Origin of the sequence: uncultured Anaerococcus sp. (assembly GCF_947253225.1) — a bacterium.
In the GTDB taxonomy this organism is placed as follows: Bacteria; Bacillota; Clostridia; order Tissierellales; family Peptoniphilaceae; genus Anaerococcus.
In genome coordinates this window covers 11,141-29,343 of the sequence record NZ_CAMXYR010000018.1, presented here as the reverse complement: position 1 = coordinate 29,343, position 18,203 = coordinate 11,141, and the positions used below count along the sequence as shown (strand labels likewise).

Genomic DNA, 18,203 nt, shown 5'->3' with positions numbered 1-18,203 from the left:
GCGGATGACGAGATTCGAACTCGCGACCCTCGCCTTGGCAAGGCGATGCTCTACCCCTGAGCCACATCCGCACACTTAATATTATATTACTTTTTTATGATTTGTAAAGTTTTTTTATAAATTTTTTAAGGATTTTCCTTAAAGACCCTACCATCTAAACTTATCCATGACTCATCTAAGGTCTATCCATAGTAATTTAGGTTTATCTTGGTGCCCAGAGGCGGAATCGAACCACCGACACGGGGATTTTCAGTCCCCTGCTCTACCGACTGAGCTATCTGGGCTTATCAGTTACTCATATATGATAACATTTTTAATATTTTTTGTCAAATCATTTCTAAATAGCTAAGAATTTTTCCTAAATTTTCCTCCAAGTCTTTCAAATATTATTAACTACCCCTTGTGTATTTTCCTTAGATAATTTTCAAAAGTTATATTAGGATTAAAAAAGCCTTAAGCAAAATAAATTTTGACTCAAGACTTCTTGTGTTAATCTAATTCCAACTTACCAGTATATAGTTGCCAGTAGGTTCCTTTTTCTTCCATAAGCTTATCATGGCTACCTCGTTCTATTATCCTTCCAGCATCCATCACCATGATTACATCTGAATTTTGGATGGTTGAGAGTCTATGGGCTATTACTATTGAGGTTGACCCTGCCATCAAGTTATCCATAGCTTCTGTTACATCCTTTTCTGTTGATGTATCTATGGAACTTGTTGCTTCATCAAGGATTAGCATGGGTGGTTCTGCTATGGCTGCCCTTGATATTGAAATAAGCTGATTTTGCCCATCAGATAGGGATGAGCCATCTCCTTTTATCTTTGTTTCATAACCTTCAGGTAGCCTTTTAATGAAAGAATCTGCTCCAGATAGCCTTGCAGCTGAATTGATTTCGTCTTCTGTTGCAGATAGTTTTCCATAGCGAATATTACCATCTATATTGTCTGTGAATAAGTTCACTTCTTGGAGAACCATTCCAAAGGCCTTTCTTAGGGCCTCTTTTTTGATGTTTCTTATGTTTATTCCATCAACTTCTATGATACCATTGTCGATTTCGTAAAATCTTGTTATTACATTTGTTATTGTGGTCTTACCAGCTCCAGTAGAACCCACAAATGCTATCTTTTCTCCTGGATCAGCATAAAATGAAATATTTTTGAGAATCTTATTTACTCCATCATAGGAGAAGTCAACATTATTAAATTCAAGCCTACCTTCTAGCATCTTGTAGCGAACTTTTCCATTTTCTTCCCACTTCCAAGCGTATCTTCCGCTTATTCCATCTCTTTCGATAATTTGACCTTCCTTGGTCCTAACTGCATTTACAAGGTCAATATATCCTGTGTCAATTTCGATTTCCATATCCATTATTTCAAATATCCTGTCAGCTCCTGCTAGAGCTTGGAAAACTGCATTAGCTTGTTGGGATATATTGACAATCGGGTTTTGAATCTGTCTGATATTTGACAAGAAGGCAGCAAGAACTCCTACCGTAATATTTCCCTTGATGGTCAAATAGACACCAAGAACTGTAATAAAGGCATAGAGGATATTTACAGAGTTTAGGAGAAAAGGCATAATCTTACCAGCACTGATGTTAGCCTCAGCAAAAGACCTTCTTAGCATTTGAGAATTTTCCACAAAATCTTCATTAGCAATTTTTTCTCTGGAAAAAACCTTGATTACCTTTTGACCTGTTAGCATCTCCTCATTATAGCCATGAAGGGTTGAAACATTGGCTTGGGCTATAGAAAAGTATTTGCCTGTCTTTAGGACAACCCTTGATAGGATTGGAAGCATGACAAGTAGCCCCACTATCATTGTCAAAGTCAAATTGAAGTCCAATTTAAACATTACAAGGACAGTCCCAAAAAACATCAACAAGGACCTTATTATAGTTGGAACAGTATTTGCCAAAGCTTGGGACAAAACGTCTGTGTCGTTGGTAAATCTCGACATAATCTCACCGTGCTTATTGGTGTCAAAAAATCTTACTGGTAGGCTTTGGATTCTATCAAAAAGGTCTGTCCTGATGTTTCTAATTGACCTTTCTCCAACCCTAACCATAAGCCTTGAATATATGAGAGACGTTAAAGCTGATACAAAATAGACCATGCTCATTTGCATAACTGCGTGTTTTAGACCTAGCACATCCTTTTTAAGAATGTAGGTATCAATTATCGGCTTTAACATATTCACTCCCCAAATTTGAGTGATAGTTGAAATAATCACCCCTAAAATAACAACAGCCATCTGCCACTTATACTCAAAAAGATAAGTCATAAGCCTTGCCAAGGATTTGTAGGATACTTGCCTTCTGTAGGCTTTTTTACTAATTTCATTTTTATTCATTATCCCCACCTCCTTGTTGTTGGATGTCATAAGTTTGCCTATATACTTTATTCCTTTGGTATAGGTCTTTGTGGCTACCTATATCAGCTATCTTTCCTTCTTCCATTACAATAATCCTATCAACATACTTAAAAGATGAAACTCTTTGAGAAATTATAATCTTCGTCAAGTCCTTAAGATTTTTGTTAATTCCTTCTATAATAGCCGTTTCGGTTTTAGTATCAACCGCTGATGTTGAATTGTCGAGGATTAAGATTTTTGGCTTCTTTAGCAAAGACCTTGCTATGGTTAGTCTTTGTTTTTGACCACCAGAAACTCCACTTCCCCCCTGACCGAGCTTTGATTCGTAAGAATCATTCCTTTGACTTACGAAATCATCGGCTTGGGCAATCTGGGCAGCCTTTCTTATCTCTTCATCACTTGCATGCTCATCACCCCAACGAAGGTTATCTGCAATAGTTCCTGAAAACAAGGTGTTTTTTTGTAAAACTATGGATACAGCATCTCTAAGCGTGTGGAGATCATAGCTTTTAACATCATGACCTCCAACCTTTAGACTCCCCTTGCTAATATCATACAATCTTGGAATCAATTGAACCAAGGTTGACTTTGAGGATCCAGTTGGCCCCAAAATCCCAATTGACTCTCCACTTTTGATGTGCAGGTTGATATCTTCAAGTTGATAAGTTTCAGAATCTTTCTCATATTTAAAAGAAACATTGTCAAAATCAATTGACCCATCTTCTGGCACAAGTCCTTCAATCTTATCATCATTGTCCATAGATGGTACTTTCTTTAGAACTTCTACAACACGAGTAACTCCTGGAGAAGCAGCCATAAACATGGTAAGAACCATACTCATACCAATAAAGGCTCCTAAAAGCATGATTGCGTACATGTTAAAGGAAATTAAATCTCCAACCCCGAGTCTACCCTCAATTATTTCAATACCGCCAAAGTAGGTTATAGCTACAAAAGTTCCAAACAAGACGAAGTTAGATATTGGAAAGAAATAGGACATCGGTCCTTGGGACCCATCAGATAACCTAAACATCTCCTCATTTTGGATTCCAAACTTATCAAGCTCGTATCTCTTTCTAACAAAAGCCTTGATAACCCTCATGTTGTTGAGATTTTCTTCTATAACCAAGTTCAAATTATCGTATTGGTAACGTGCTTTCCTAAATTTGGGTATGGCATATGTTGTAAGAAGCATAAGAGCTATAAATAAGACTGTAACTCCTACCAAGAAAATTAGTGAGAGTTTGGCACTTGCCCTAAAGGCTAGGGCAAAAGAAAATATAGCCATAACTACAGTTTTTATTACAAACCTTGTAGACATGAACATTGACTGGGAAAGCTGTTGCATATCTGAGGTTAACCTAGTCAATAGAGATGGCACTCCAAAATGCTCCAAATCCTCAAAAGAAAACTTTTGTATATTCCTATATTCAGCCTCTCTTGTGTTTGCTGCTATTCCACTTGAGGTAAGACCTGCGTTTTTTGAGGCCTGCATACCACAATACATGGTAATTAGAGAAAGACCTACCATAATCGCCCCATACTTCATAGCTTGACCCAAATCCTTAGTGTATACAGCAGTATTTAAGGTTATCCCCATCATCATCGGTATCAAAAGTTCTAAAATTGTCTCTATAGTTGTAAAAATCTGCGAAATTCTTCTGGTCTTTTTGTACTCACCAAGGTGTTTTTTTAAATATGAAAACGCCTTATTAAATTCTATAATACTATTCATCTATCCTCCTTCTCAAAATTGCCCCTAATTGCTTCAATCAAAAGCTCCAAGGCTCTGGTAATTTCTACGACTTTTTCTTCTCCTAACTGCTCATACATTCTCTTATTTGCTTCAAGTAGGGGCTTGAGGTTATCATCCCTATTTTTTATCCCCTTATCAGTCAATCTTAGGATTTTTATCCTCTTATCTTCCAAAGACTGGTCTAAGACGACCAAGCCCTTATCTACAAGATTTTTAATCACATTATTGATGGTCTGCTTGGGAGATTTCAACCTATCACAAATATCTTTTTGAGTAGGATTTTTCATAATCCCAATATTAATAAGAATGATTGTTTCAAGATCCTTAAGACCGTAAAACTTAACCCTTTCCTTATTAAGACCATGGGCATATCTTAGCAAATTAAAAATAGAGAATATAGGATCGCACTTTTTTGTCATAAACTTTCCTTTCTTCTCTTTAAATAAATAATTATTTTTTATCTTCTTTATTTATTATAGTACCATTTCGGACTATTTCAAGTTATTACCAAAAAAAGAACCTCGAGTTAAACTCGAGGTTAGAAAATATTATTTCTTTTTCTTGTTACTAGCAAATATTGCACCTGCACTTAGGCCTATGATTGAAATATACATACCTAAGTTTGACACAATACCTGTCTTAACCCTACCATTTGAGGTGTTGTTAGATGATAATTGACTAGTAGTTCCTTTAGTTCCACCATTTTCCTCATCTTTATCGTCAACTTTATCGTCAACTTTTTCTTTACTTTCAACCTCAATTATTCCTGGATCACTTGGATTTTTAGGAGGGGCTGGACATTTTTCTTCCTTGTAACTTGCCACAATGTATGTTTCCTTTTCATACTTGTAAGACTTACCTTCAAGGTCGAAGTCCTCGTTTACTAGCTTATCTTCTTGTTTCATAGTCCACTTGTCGAAAGTATATCCGTCACTTGCAAGAGGATCGACTTCTCTTAGATCAACTTCTTTATCAGGGTTTACCCAATAAATTGTCTTTCTTGGATGTCTTGGATGCTCTCCCCTATCAACTGTAACTTTGACATATCCTTCAGGGACATCTGGTTTCTTATCACCTGTTTGAACGACTATATCATTCACAAACTTAGCTTTGATTATGTTGATTGGATCTGTATAAGCTTCTCCATCTTTGTTAAGATCTTGGTAAGGGCCTTCACCCTTTCTCACTTGCCATTTAACAAATGTTGTTCCTTCAACTGGGTCTATATCTACTAATCCAATCTTTCTTAAATCTTCCTTGCTTGCTGAAGGAGCGACTGCATAGTAGCGTTCTTCAGCATCTTTGTTATCGCTTGTTGGCACTACAATTACTTGAATGTAGTTATCTGGAATATTCTTATTCTTTTCTGGATCGTCCTTGTCAAGCTCATATATCTTATCCAAAACTCTTACTACTACAACAGTTTTAAGCTCTGTACCGTCTTTTAGGGTAATTGTAACCTCAACATCATGATCTTTTACTTCATCAACATTAGGTTCTTTATACTCTATCTTATCATCATCTGTTAAATGATATGGCTCTTTGCCTTCTTCTTCAAGTACAATCTGTTTTCTGTATGCTTCTTCAGATGGTTGTTCACCTTTCATGGTTGTAATCATACCACCCTTTGGTTCTGGTTCTTGATCCAAGTCAACAAGCTTCATTGAATAGATTGCTCTAATTTCTGTATCCTTGATAAACACATCTGTTAGATTCTTATCCCATTCTTTGAATTTCCAAGCATCTTTGCCTTCTGGACTGTAGTCAGGAATTGTTACTTCAACTCTTGGTTGTACCCAATAGGTCTTTGTTTCATCTAAAGACTTGTCAGTAGTGTTTAAGCTTACCTTTACATAGTCATCAGGCACATCTGGTTTTTCTTTTCCTTCTTGTTCAACGACTTTTCCTATAACCTTGTATCCTACCTCGATTTCCTTCTTTTCTCCGTTTGGATATTCAACAACTATGGTTGTACTTCCTTCATTAGGTGAATCAGTGTTTGGCTCTTCGCCTTTCTTGAAGGTGAACTTTGTTCCTGGTGGAAGGTTGTCCTTATTATCTGGATCATTATCCTTGTAATAGTTTTTAATAAAGTCTTTTGGATGTGGTTTTTCTCCTTCAGGAATCAATCTTCCGTCATTTCCTTCTGGCTCTATATTTTTGTCAGTCTTGTAACTTGCTACAATTTTACTTTCTTTAGCAGTGAATTTATCCTTGATGTGTGAACCATAGTCCTTATCGCTACCTTCAAGTTTCCAACTACTAAATTCGTATTGCCTTGTAACACCATCAATTTCTTCACTCTTACCACTTGGTACTTTAACAGGGAAGCTTACTTCTGCTTCTGGGTTTACCCAGTAGGTTTTTACAAAGTAGGTGTTTTCTGTTGCCTTGTCTGTTGTGTCTATTACTACTTTTACATAGTTTGCTGGCACTTTTGGCTTGTCAGATCCTTCTTGTGGAACTATGTTGTCTACTACTTTTATTGGTACTTCGACTACTACGATTTTGCCGTTTGGATATTCTATCTTGACTTTGGCTGTTGGATTGCCTGGTTTACTTGTGTCAGGTTTGCCACCTTTTTCATAGCTTATCTTTGTTCCGTCTGGTAGTGGATCTTTTCCTTGGCCTGGAGTGTTTATTATTAACTCTTCTGGTTTTGGTGTTCCTTCTTTTGGAGTGATTACTTCTTTGTTTGGTTTAGGTGCAGGTAGGACTTTCTCTATCTTTACTCTTGTTTTCTTTGTGTATTGACCGAGTATCCTTGTTCCGTCTGCAAATTTTCCTTTTACTGGGCTTGATTTATCCCAACTTGTTGTTTCATATTTCCAGCCTGTGAAGGTGTAGGTTGTTGTGTAGCCTTTTTCGTCTGTTTCTTCTTTTCCAACTGGTTCTTCTGGTGTAAGGCTTACGTTTTTGTTTGGATTTACGTAGTAGCTTACTTCTTTTCTTGTTTGCTCGTTTGCGAGTTCTGTTGGTACGAAGGTTACTTTTACGAAGCCCGCTGGTTGTTTGTTTGTTTTTCCGTCTGGGCTTTTTTCTGGTATTACGTCTTCAGATTTTTTGGCTTTTGCTGTTACTTCAAGGTCCTTGTCTATGACTGTCTTATCGTCTTTGTCCCACTTGTCGAATGTGTAGCCTACTTTTGCTTCTACTTCTGGTTTTTCTAGTTGACCTAGTGTTTTTCCAGCTTCTGGATTTACGTAGTAAGCCTTTGCTTCTTTTAGACTTAATCCTTCTTCTGCCTTGTAGGTTACTCTTACGTAGCCTATTGGTTTGTTGGTTGGATTTTCTGGGTCGTATGGGATTATTTCGTCAGCATCTTTGTAAGAAGCTTTGATTGTTGTTTCTGCTTGTGTGAATTTTCTCTTAGCTTCTTTGTTGTATTCTTCTTTGTCTATCATCCATTTGGTGAAGGTGTTGTTTTTCTTTCCTGTTGGATCTTTGATTGGGAAGCTTACTTCTGCTTCTGGGTTTACCCAGTAGGTTTTTACAAAGTAGGTGTTTTCTGTTGCCTTGTCTGTTGTGTCTATTACTACTTTTACATAGTTTGCTGGCACTTTTGGCTTGTCAGATCCTTCTTGTGGAACTATGTTGTCTACTACTTTTATTGGTACTTCGACTACTACGATTTTGCCGTTTGGATATTCTATCTTGACTTTGGCTGTTGGATTGCCTGGTTTACTTGTGTCAGGTTTGCCACCTTTTTCATAGCTTATCTTTGTTCCGTCTGGTAGTGGATCTTTTCCTTGGCCTGGAGTGTTTATTATTAACTCTTCTGGTTTTGGTGTCTTACCTAGTGGGGTTATTGTATCTTTTTTAACTTTTACAGCTGGTGTAAGGTAATAGCCTTTTCCTGAAGTTTTTTCTGTATAGGTTGCTTCTAGGACTGTTTCTTCTTTGAATTGTCCCTTGATTGGTTTACCTTTATAGGTTACGACACTTCCCTTTACTACCTTCCATTCTTTGAAGGTGTAGGTTGTTTTGTAGCCTTTATGAGCTTTATCTTCAACAGTATTTCCTGCTGGATTATCGAATGGGATTTCTACTTCTTCTTTTGGATTTACCCAATATGATTTTTCTGTAGAATCTGTTGCCTTGTCGGTTGGCCTTAGGGTTACTTTTACAAAGCCTGCTGGTATTGGTTCTCCCTTTCCATCAGGTATTACGTTTTTGGCTTCTTTGAAGTGGTAAACAAAAAGTTTGTCCTTGGAGAACAATTTGCTTAATAAGCCTGTTTCGTCTTTCCAATTTCCACCATCTGCTGTATAACCCGGGTTTGCAACTTTTTCTATTCCTTGTGTCAAGTCCTTTACATAATCGATAGTTGCGTTTGGATTTACATAGTAAACTTTTTGGTCAATAAAATCATTTTGTTCAGCTAGCCAACCATTTTCATCTGCCCTAAAGACTATTCTTATATATCCATTAGGCTTATCTTTTTCATCCTTATCTTTTGCTGGTATATAAGCAGGGAGGTCTTTGAAAGAACCTTTTATAGTTGTTACTTGGTCTGTGTATTTTCTTGTAGTTTTTGTATCTGGATCCCATTTGTCAAACTCATAGCCTATATCTGCCTTGGTTTGTGGTTGTGGGATTGTTACTTCAGTATTTGGTTTTACATAGTAGGTTGTTATTTCTTTTTCTACTATTTTTCCACCAGTAGCTGGCTCTATTACAAAGTTTACTTCTACGAAGCCCTCTGGTTTTTCTGACTCATTATCCTTTGTCTTTGGTATTACAGAATCAATTGGGTTAAAGCGTGCCGTAATTGTTGTATCTTTATCGTAGATGTTAAATTCTGTAGCATTCTTATCCCATCCTGCAAATACATAACCTGTATCTGCTTTGGTGCTTGGTGGGCTTAGTTTTACATACTTGGTTGGATTTACAAAGAATGTATTTGTTTCTTTTCCTAAGTTTCCATTTTCCCCTGCTACGAAGGTTACTTTTACGAAGCCTTGTGGTTTTTCTGAATCATCGTCCTTAGTTTTTGGCACTACATCATTAGTTTCTGTTGCCTTAGCTGTTAGTTCAATGTCTGTCTTTATTACTGTTGATTCTTCTTTGTCCCACTTGTCGAAACTATAGCCCGTTTCTTCTTTATATGTTGGGTATCCGAATCCTTGACCATCTTTGATATCTTTTAGGGTTAATCCCTTGTCAGCTTTTACATAATAGGCTTTTTCCTCGGTGAGTCTTAGACCTTTGTCAGCTTTGAATGTTACTCTCACATAGCCAGATGGTCTTGTGATTGGATCTTTTGGATTGTATGAGATTATATTTTGATCATCAGTCCATTTAGCTATAGCTTTTTGATCCTTGGTGAGGGTAATTTCAGCTCCTGGCTTGTAGATTTTTCCTTCTATCTCCCAACCTATGAATTTAGCGTCTGTTTTGCTTATGCCTTCATCTGTTGCAAGCCTTAGGCTTGTGCCGTAAGGAACTTTCTTAGTTTCTGGAACTGTTCCACTTCCTCCGTTTAGGTCGTAGGTTAGGCTTACTTCAGTTTTTCCAAAGATTGCAACATATTCCCTATTTCCAGTTATTGGTGTGGTTTCGTCAATAGCTTCAAACCATTTAATGAATTTGTAATTTTCAGATGGTTTTGTATCTGGTACTTGAAGTTTTTTCTCGCCTGCTACTCCTTCTACAAGTCTGATGCCTTCTTGTGGGTTTACATAGTAGGTTATTTCTTCTTTATCTCCTGCTAGTTTTCCATTCTCATCAGCCTTAAAGGTTACTTTTACATAGCCTGATGGTTGATGGTTTTCTTTACCATTTTCTCCAGTTTTTGGAACTACATCATCAATAGGTTGATACTGAGCTGTTACTGTAAGATTTCCATCTATTGATGTGTCATCTTCTTTGTCCCATCCATTTTCCTTAAAGCCTGTGTTTGGTTTGATTTGTGGCTTGCTTATTTCAGCTAGGGTTTTTCCTGCTTTTGGATTTACGAAGTAATTTCTTTGTCCTTCAAGCTCACCATTTGCTCCCTTTTCGAAGGTTACTTTAACATAGCCAGAAGGTTGTGGTTTTGTTCCATCGTCTGGGATTATGTCGGCTTCTTTTGTGTATTTTGCAGTTATTACATATGGCTCAGCCTTTTCTTGTAGGGTAACTTTGAGGTCTTTATCCCATTTATCGAAGGTGTATCCAATTTCTGTATTTACTTTTGGTGCTGGAACCTTTACTTCTGTGTTTGGTTTTATCCAATATTCGGTTGTCCCTTCTAGACTTCCGCCTTGGTCAGTTTTAAATACAACTTTTACAAAGCCTGCTTTCACTGTTGTCGAGATGTTTTCTAGGGCTGTATAGGTTGCTTTTATTATATCCTTGTCCTTGTATTGGATTGCCTTGTTGATTGATGTATCCCAATTTGCGAAGGTGTAGCCTGTTTTTGGACTTACTTGTGGTGCGTATCCTTCTAGGACTACTGCCTTCTCTGGGTTTACATAGACAACTTTTGTTGTTTCTTGGCTATTTTCGATTGTTCCCTTGTCGGTTGTGTCGAATGTTACTTCGATGTAGCCTTGTGGTTTTTCTTTTTCATCATTCCTTGTTTTTGGTATTACATCAGCAAGTCCTTTAAAGTTATATACAAATTCTGTGTTTTCAGTAAATGTTGCTTTTAATGTAGCTTCTTTATCTCCATCTTTCCAGCTTCCGCCATCACTTGTATAACCAGTATTTGCTATTTTTTCTATTTCTTTAGCCTTAGCTGTTAGGTCAACTTCCTCTGTTGGATTTACATAGTATTTTGTTTCGCCCTTTATACTTCCGTTGGTGTCTGCCTTGAAGGTTACTGTTACATAGCCTTGTGGTTTTGGGTTTGGTTGACCCTCATCATTTGTTGATGGGATTAAATTATCTAGTTTTTTGAATTTACCTTTTACAGTTGTTTTATCCTTGTATTTCTTAGCCTTGCTTATTGTATCAGGATTCCATTTGTCAAATACATATCCGATTTGGGCTTGAGTTGTTGGTGGGGTGATTGTTACTTCCCTTGTTGGGTCAACGTAGTAGGTTGTTGGTTGTCCTCCAACTATTTCTCCACCGTCTCCCTCTATTACAAAGTTTACTTCTACATAGCCCTCTTGTTTTTCCGACTCATCTGTTTTTGTTTTTGGTATCACAGCTTTTATTTCATTAAAGTTTGCTGTGATAGTTGTTGATGGTGCTTTGTAGATATCATAGCCTGTTACTAATTTATCCCATGCTCCAAATTCATAGCCTGTGTTTGCTTTTGTTGCTGGAGGTATTAGTTTTACATATTTGTTTGGATTTACATAGTAGATTTTTTCTTCTATTTTGTTTCCATCTTTTTCTAGCTGACCATTTTCCCCTGCAACAAATTTAACTTCTACATAGCCATCTGGTTTTTTAGTATTTTCATCAATTTTTTCTATTGTATCCTTATAAGGATTTGATTTTGCTTTTACTACTATATCTTCGTTCTCTATTTCTTCTTTATCTGTAGGAGACCAAGCTTCAAATTCGTAGCCGATTTTTGCTTTTGGAGTTGGTTTTATTATTGTTTTATCACCTATTTTTATGCCAGCGTTTTTCTTTACATAGTAATTCTTAACATTAGTTAGGGTCAATCCATCGTCTGCTTCAAAGCTTACTCTTACATAGCCTGATGGTTTTGCTATTGGCTCTTCTGGGTTGAATGGTATAACATCCGCATCTTTTTCCCAAACAGCTGTGGCTGTTGTGGTTTCGTTTAGGGTTATTTCATCTCCAGCTTGGTAGATTTTTTCTCCTATTAACCAGCCTTTGAATGTGTGGTCTTTTTTACTAATGTCTTTATCTGTTGCGAGTCTTACTTTTGTACCTTTGGCTGTTGTTACTGTTTCTGGAGCTGTACCTTTAGCACCCTCTCCTATTACATAGCTTAGGCTTACTTGACCTTTGGCAAATTTTGCTACATATTCTCTATCACCTGTGATTGGTTTTGTTAAGTCTAAGTCTTCTACCCAGTTGATAAAAGTGTAGTCGGTATTTGCTACCGGTTTTGGTACTGCCAGTTGCTTATCGCCTGCTTGAATTTCTACAAGTTTGATGCCTGCTTGTGGGTTTACATAGTAGGTGATTTCTTCTTTATCGCCTGCTAGTTTTCCATTACCATCTGTCTTGAAGGTTACTTTTACATAGCCAGATGGAATCTTTTGCTCAGGATCATCTGTTTTTTCTACTATATCATCAGATTTTTTGAAGTTAAAGATGTATGTTTTTTCGTTTTCGATTTTTTCTTCTTTAATCTCTGGTGTCCAAGTTCCTCCGTTAGAAGTATAGCCGACAGTAGGTGTTTTGCTTACCTTATCTGCTTCATCTGTCATATTGACAGAAACTTCTGGACTTACATAGTAGACCAAATTTCCACTTACCGAACCACCTTCTCCAGCTTGGAAGATTACCTTAACATAGTTAGCCAAAGCAGTTTTTGGTCTTGAGCCATCTGGATTTGCTGGTACTTTGTTCTCGTGAACTTCCACAGGAATTACTATAGGCTTTTCCTTTGAGCCTTGAGTAGAGCCGTCTTTATATGTGATTATTACTTTAGCTTCTGATTTTCCTACCGTATTTTGATCTGGTCTTGAGATAACTTCTATTTTATCAATCTCTTTATCTTCTTGAGGAATAATCTTATCAATCAAATCTTTGTCTGTAATAACCTTGCCCTTAGGTGTGTGAAGCTCTTCAGTCTTAGTTCGCTCAAATATTTTAAACCAGTCGATTTTCTGTGAGTAAGATGCTTCTATGACTGTAACCTTATCAGTATACTTATGCTTTGTTAGGTCTATTTTTGTAGGACCAACATCAGCTAAATCATCATCGTTAGGACCTTTCTTTACAATTTGCCATTGTTTGAAGACATAGGTTGCATCTTTCTTACCAAGGATTTTAAAGTCAACCTTTTCAACTTTTCCTTCTGGATTTGTCATAGGAATTGCTACTTCCTTACTTGGATCAACCCAGAAAATTGTTTCACTAGGGTCTTTGGCCTTGTTCGTTGTTCTAACAATAACTTTTACAAAGCTATCAGGAACATCAGGTTTACCCTTATCTTCTTTCTCGACATCTTTTGAGAATCTTGGAGAAATTACTGTATCCTCAGTGAAGATATGGCGTTTTGCGAAGTCGTAAATGCCATCTTTCTTGCCATTTTCGTTTTGGGCTTCTTTGTCTGAAGTCCAATTGGTGAAGGTAGAATTGTCTTTAGCGTCAACTTCTGGAATTACTACCCAAGCCTTTGGATTAACATAGTAGACCTTATTGTCCTTTGATTTTAAATCTCCAGTAGGAGCAACTGTTACCTTAACATAGTTTCTAGTTACATCTTTTAAGTCGGCTTTTTCAGCCTCAGATAAGAATAATGGTTTTTCTGTTCCTGTTAGGGCTTCATAGACATTCTTGTAGACCTTGACAGGAATTTCTATATCTTGCTCTGAAGAGTCGGCATACTTAATCTTGGCTGGGATTTTTACTTCTCTTACAAGTTCGTCCTTATCAGCTTTGCCAAGTTCCTTAAAGGAATCAGCAATAGTTTTTTCTATATCAGAAGCAAAAGTTACTTCAACCCCTGCTGGGAGGTCTTCTTCGACCTTATTCTTAAACCACTTAACCTGGCCCTTTAGTTTGTCAACACTTGGAGCAAAGTCATTTGTCCATTTACCCTTAGGGTCTGTGAATGATTCTGTAACTACAAGAGGGTTAATCTTTATTTCCTTCCAATCGAAGTAGGCAGTGAATGTGTGGTTATCACTGATCATTGTGTTTTTGTTCAACAATCTTTCATTATCCCACTTGATGAAATTCTTTCCTGGTTCTGGGATTATATAATACTTATCTTTTTCTTTCTCATTTCCTTCTACTAGCTCTTGTGGAACGGGAAGTAGGTTTGAATTTAATCCCTTGATTACATCATAATTGATTTCTTTGATGGCTTTTCCTTGGGCATCCTTGCCAAAAGATCCACCCTCTTCTGCCTTGAAAGTTACTCTTACATAACCATCTGGCACTTTATCCTTAGGATTCTTAACTTCAATTACTCTTGCGTCTTTATAATAGAAGAAAATTTGATCTCCACCAGTGTGGTTGATTCCCATAAATTCGTTGGTATCTTCGTTCACATCAAAGAATAATTGTTGTTGAGGAGCACTCACCAGTTTCCAACCTGGTATAGGTCTGTAGTTTCTTGCATCATAGTGGCGGTTACCATCAATAACACTTTCAGGCTCTACTACCCTATACTTTTCTAAAATTTTATCTAACTTGCTCCTATTATTTTCAAACTTATCTTTATTATTTTTATAAAGCTCTTGGAGCTTTTCTTTCTTTTCCTCATCACTAGCGCTGGTATATTCGGGTTTATTTTTTAAGGCTTCAACATCTCCGAGTTTAAGCTCCTTATAGAATTTTTCTATTTCAGCCTTTCCTCTTTCATCTATAAAGTTGACTTGGTACTCACGTTGCCTAAATGGTCTATAGAAGAAATGGAAGACATTTCCCTTGTATTTAGGGTTATCGATCATAGCCCCTGAGGATGGGTCTTTAATCTTTAGAGGTTCAATACGTTGATTTTGGAAGTAAGTATTGTTAAATTCAAAGTTCTTATTGTATTTTACATAGGTTTCTTTGATTTTAGCATCTTCTGACTCCATCAATTCGTCATGAGGAGCTAGAATCCACTTTTGACCCTGTTTATCTGCAACTGTAGCAGTATAGTAGCCCGTTCTCTTGTTGGCAAGAGTTTCTACAATATCCTTAGTTTTCACATCGTTTTTGCAATCCTTGTCCAAGAAATGGTGGTAGACTTTAACATCTACTTTCTGATTAGGATTCCAAATAGCCTTTAGATCAATTGGACCTACAACGTCATTGCCGAAAGTATAAAGCTCTGGCACTCCATATTTTGTGCGGTAAGAATCATCAACCTCATCTGTGTATTCTCCCTTGCTATTCTTTTTGTAGCGAATAACTTCCCAACCCATAAAATCGTAGCCTTTTCTTGTTGGGTTTTTAGGTTTTACAAGTTTTTGCCTTTGAATAACTGTAAAGATTTGCTTACCATCTTTTGTGGTGGCTGGCTCTTTTGCGTAGCCTTTTCTTGCATAGGTATTTTTTTCTTCTTGACCTATGTCGCCCTCTTGGATGGTCTGTCTCTGTGTGGTGAGGCTTTCTTCATCAATTGTTGGTAGGCTTCCTCCATTTGGATCAAAAGTTACCTTCCATTTATAGTCAGGCTCACCCCACTTAGCATAGAGGTTGACTGGGTGGTTAGGCATCTTTTCGCCTGGGTTCTCCCAAATAAGCTTAGTGCCTGCAGGGTCTAATGCCCAGCCCTTAAAGACCATTTGGTCTGATAAGTTATCTGGTCTTTTAACTTTTAACTTGCCATCTTTTGGATCTGTAAATATTAAATCAGTAAGTTCTAATTCTTGTAACTTTTCCGGATTATCCAATAGGTTAGCAGGATTATCTTTTTTATATTCATCCCCGACTTCAGGGCTTAGAGCCTTTAGAGGAAATTCGTAGAAAGTATCTATAGAGTTTTTTGAGTTAAACTCATTGTCGCCCTTAATTTTTGATGGGTCGTGGTTAAACCTTAGTGGGTACTTATTACGAGTGTATTCAAATTTAAGGTAGCCGTTTTTATCAAATCCGTCCCAACCATCTGGATCGCCAAACTCATCGCCATTATTAAAGAAAGCCTTAATAAATTTCATCTCACCTAAAGGGCGTGCTCCATACATGTCTGTATAGGTCTTATCAGGAAATGGTGTTACATCTGCACGCTCGTCGTTTTTAGCATCTATGCCATCTGAATCAAGATATTCCGGTGTTTCATTAGCTCTCTTACCAGTAAAGCCTTGAACCTTTGGGTAGCTAGGCGCATAAGTCTCAGAATTTGTATCTGCCTTATACCTGTATAGGTCGTAGCGGATAATTGTTTCGCCATCCTTAAAGCCATCCATCCAAAAGTCCATGTGGTGTGGCATAGAGTTTTTATCTTGTTTTATACCAAAGGATAGAATTTTATAATCGGACCAATCTAACTTTATGATTGTTCCATCACCCTTATCTATCTTTTTAGTATAGCCTCCCCATTTATCGTAGTTTGCCATGTCAAGAAACTCATCTGCATTCAATCTATAAGGAGGTGTATCCAAGTGAGTAGGCCAATTTGGACTAGCATAGTTTGGTCCCCAGCCAAAGGATTGCATGCCTTCACTAAAGCCTTTGGTTTGCATGGCGTCGTTTGGCCAATCAAGCATTAGCTGGTTAAACCTTGCCTTGTAATGGTAAGGATTGCCAGGACCGCCCTTCTTCACTACCTCTCCTTGATCTTCATCATATCCCCAAATTTCAGGGTAAAAAGTATTTTCAGCAGGTAGAGCATTGGACTTAGTAAAGTATAGGTCGTAGACTTGTCTGTCGTAGTAGATGTTGTAGACAGTCTTACCTGTAGCTGACACGGACTTAACCACACTTGGGTTTTCAGGGTCAGCATTTTCCTTATCGGTTAAGTCTTTGTTGTAAACAAAAAACTTATTTAAGAAAAGATCTTTGCCCCTATTAAACCTATCGCCTCTCCAAATCTTTCTTAAACGAGCGTCATCAAGGTCTGGGAATTTTATCTTATCGACAGGTACAGTATCCAAGTTTGGCTTACTTCCTGTAGTAACTGGTTCATGAACACGAGTTCCAATGTAGTCATACTTATCTAAAATAGAAGCCTTATCCGCATGGTCTGCCTTTTCTGCCCAGAATTGGATGGCATAATCAGCCTTTTCCTTATCCTTCCATACTGCTGTGAAGGTCAATTTTTCTCTTGTATTTTCGTCCGTTCCAAGGTCTAGAGCAGGCATCTTTAAATTGACATCGAGATCAAGGGATGCTTTGCCATCAGTCTTCTTGATAATCTCACCCTTTTTAAAATCTCTTCCATCTATTGACTTTAGGTCATGAGATGGCATCCATCCCAAGAAATCACATCCGGTCTTTTTAGGTATACTATTTTCATCAATTTTAGGAATTTCTTGCTCATAATATAGAGTACGAGTTGGGATTGGTGTACCATCTTTGCAATCAAAAACTACATTGTATTGGGCACGGTTGTAACGATATTCCACTACGAAGTTTGTAGCATCTTCTGGTACTTGCATATTAATTCTATCTGATTCGGGAACAAAGCCTCTCCTAAACTTTTCGTCCAGAGGGCTTACTTGCATGGTGGAACCAGTGTTACCTTTTTGTGAGGTTATATATTGATGATCTTTTTCCACCTTGTCTTTAGGGGTTACACTTCCATCCTTGTTGGTTACATTTCCTTCAGAATCAGTGATAGTTCCATCTGGATTAGTGTATTTAGTAAAATCATTCATATCTTGGAAGATATTCTTGATCTTAATATATTTTTCGATAGCCTGATATCTAAAATCTTGGTTGGCCTCGTACCTATATCCATAATTCTCATCACCAGTCTTGCCGTTTCCTTCTGCTTTGGTTTTTATGGTCGAATAATCTATTTTATATGTCTTTGGATTATCGGCCTTATCATAACCTGCAAGGTCTGGTAATTTTATTTTTTGATTTACCTTAGTTTGTTCTTTAGGACTTGCTGCTTCTCCTACGCTTGCTATGTAGGGTTGGTAGTTAATTTCATACTTCTCCCCTTTTTGTACCAAATAATCTGTACGCAAGCTGTAAATTGCTGGTTGAGCTGGGTTTTTTATAAAGTCTTCAGCTTTTTCTCCATCTTTAAGCTTTGCTGGAATAACGCCTAATTGTCCATTAACTATTTCATTTTTTGGACTGTCATACTGTAGGCTACTAGCAAAGGCAGGGGCAATGTTAGATGCCATTATCATAGCAGCTGTCAACAGAGCCGTTATCCTCTTAGTTACTTTCATACTTTCCTCCCTATTATAAATTTATATCAATATTATTATCTTCATTGCTTCATTTCGTTAGTCATCTTGCTTTCATTATACATCATTTAACAAATAAAAGAAATGATTTTGTAGACTTTTTGTTTTATATATATTCTTAAATGAATGTTTGA

General features: G+C 37.2%; 4 protein-coding genes and 2 tRNA genes. All 6 read right to left on the bottom strand.

From position 1 onward, the window contains the following. Window positions 1-71, bottom strand: a tRNA-Gly gene (locus Q0W95_RS03735). A gap of 137 nt (window positions 72-208) precedes the next feature. Continuing rightward, a tRNA-Phe gene (locus Q0W95_RS03730) sits at window positions 209-284 on the bottom strand. A 205-nt stretch (window positions 285-489) separates the two neighbouring features. Then, entirely contained in the window at window positions 490-2,355 is a 1,866-nt protein-coding gene (locus Q0W95_RS03725; RefSeq protein ID WP_297790137.1) for an ABC transporter ATP-binding protein, read from the bottom strand. Further along, entirely contained in the window at window positions 2,348-4,111 is a 1,764-nt protein-coding gene (locus tag Q0W95_RS03720; RefSeq protein ID WP_297790136.1) for an ABC transporter ATP-binding protein, read from the bottom strand. Before Q0W95_RS03720 ends, Q0W95_RS03725 begins: the two co-directional genes overlap by 8 nt. Beyond that, window positions 4,108-4,551 carry a MarR family winged helix-turn-helix transcriptional regulator gene (locus tag Q0W95_RS03715; protein WP_297790135.1) on the bottom strand — a complete coding sequence of 148 codons (444 nt, stop codon included), beginning with the start codon at window positions 4,549-4,551 and terminating at the stop codon, window positions 4,108-4,110. Before Q0W95_RS03715 ends, Q0W95_RS03720 begins: the two co-directional genes overlap by 4 nt. A 129-nt stretch (window positions 4,552-4,680) precedes the next feature. Further along, window positions 4,681-18,051: an InlB B-repeat-containing protein gene (locus tag Q0W95_RS03710; protein WP_297790134.1), complete on the bottom strand. Its 13,371-nt coding sequence runs from the start codon at window positions 18,049-18,051 to the stop codon at window positions 4,681-4,683. Between the last annotated feature and the right edge of the window lie 152 nt (window positions 18,052-18,203).

Coding starts and splice junctions, on each gene's coding strand:
- Q0W95_RS03710 (WP_297790134.1), bottom strand. CDS start 18,051: ATGAAAGTAACTAAGAGGATAACGGCTCTGTTGACAGCTGCTATGATA.
- Q0W95_RS03720 (WP_297790136.1), bottom strand. CDS start 4,111: ATGAATAGTATTATAGAATTTAATAAGGCGTTTTCATATTTAAAAAAA.
- Q0W95_RS03715 (WP_297790135.1), bottom strand. CDS start 4,551: ATGACAAAAAAGTGCGATCCTATATTCTCTATTTTTAATTTGCTAAGA.
- Q0W95_RS03725 (WP_297790137.1), bottom strand. CDS start 2,355: ATGAATAAAAATGAAATTAGTAAAAAAGCCTACAGAAGGCAAGTATCC.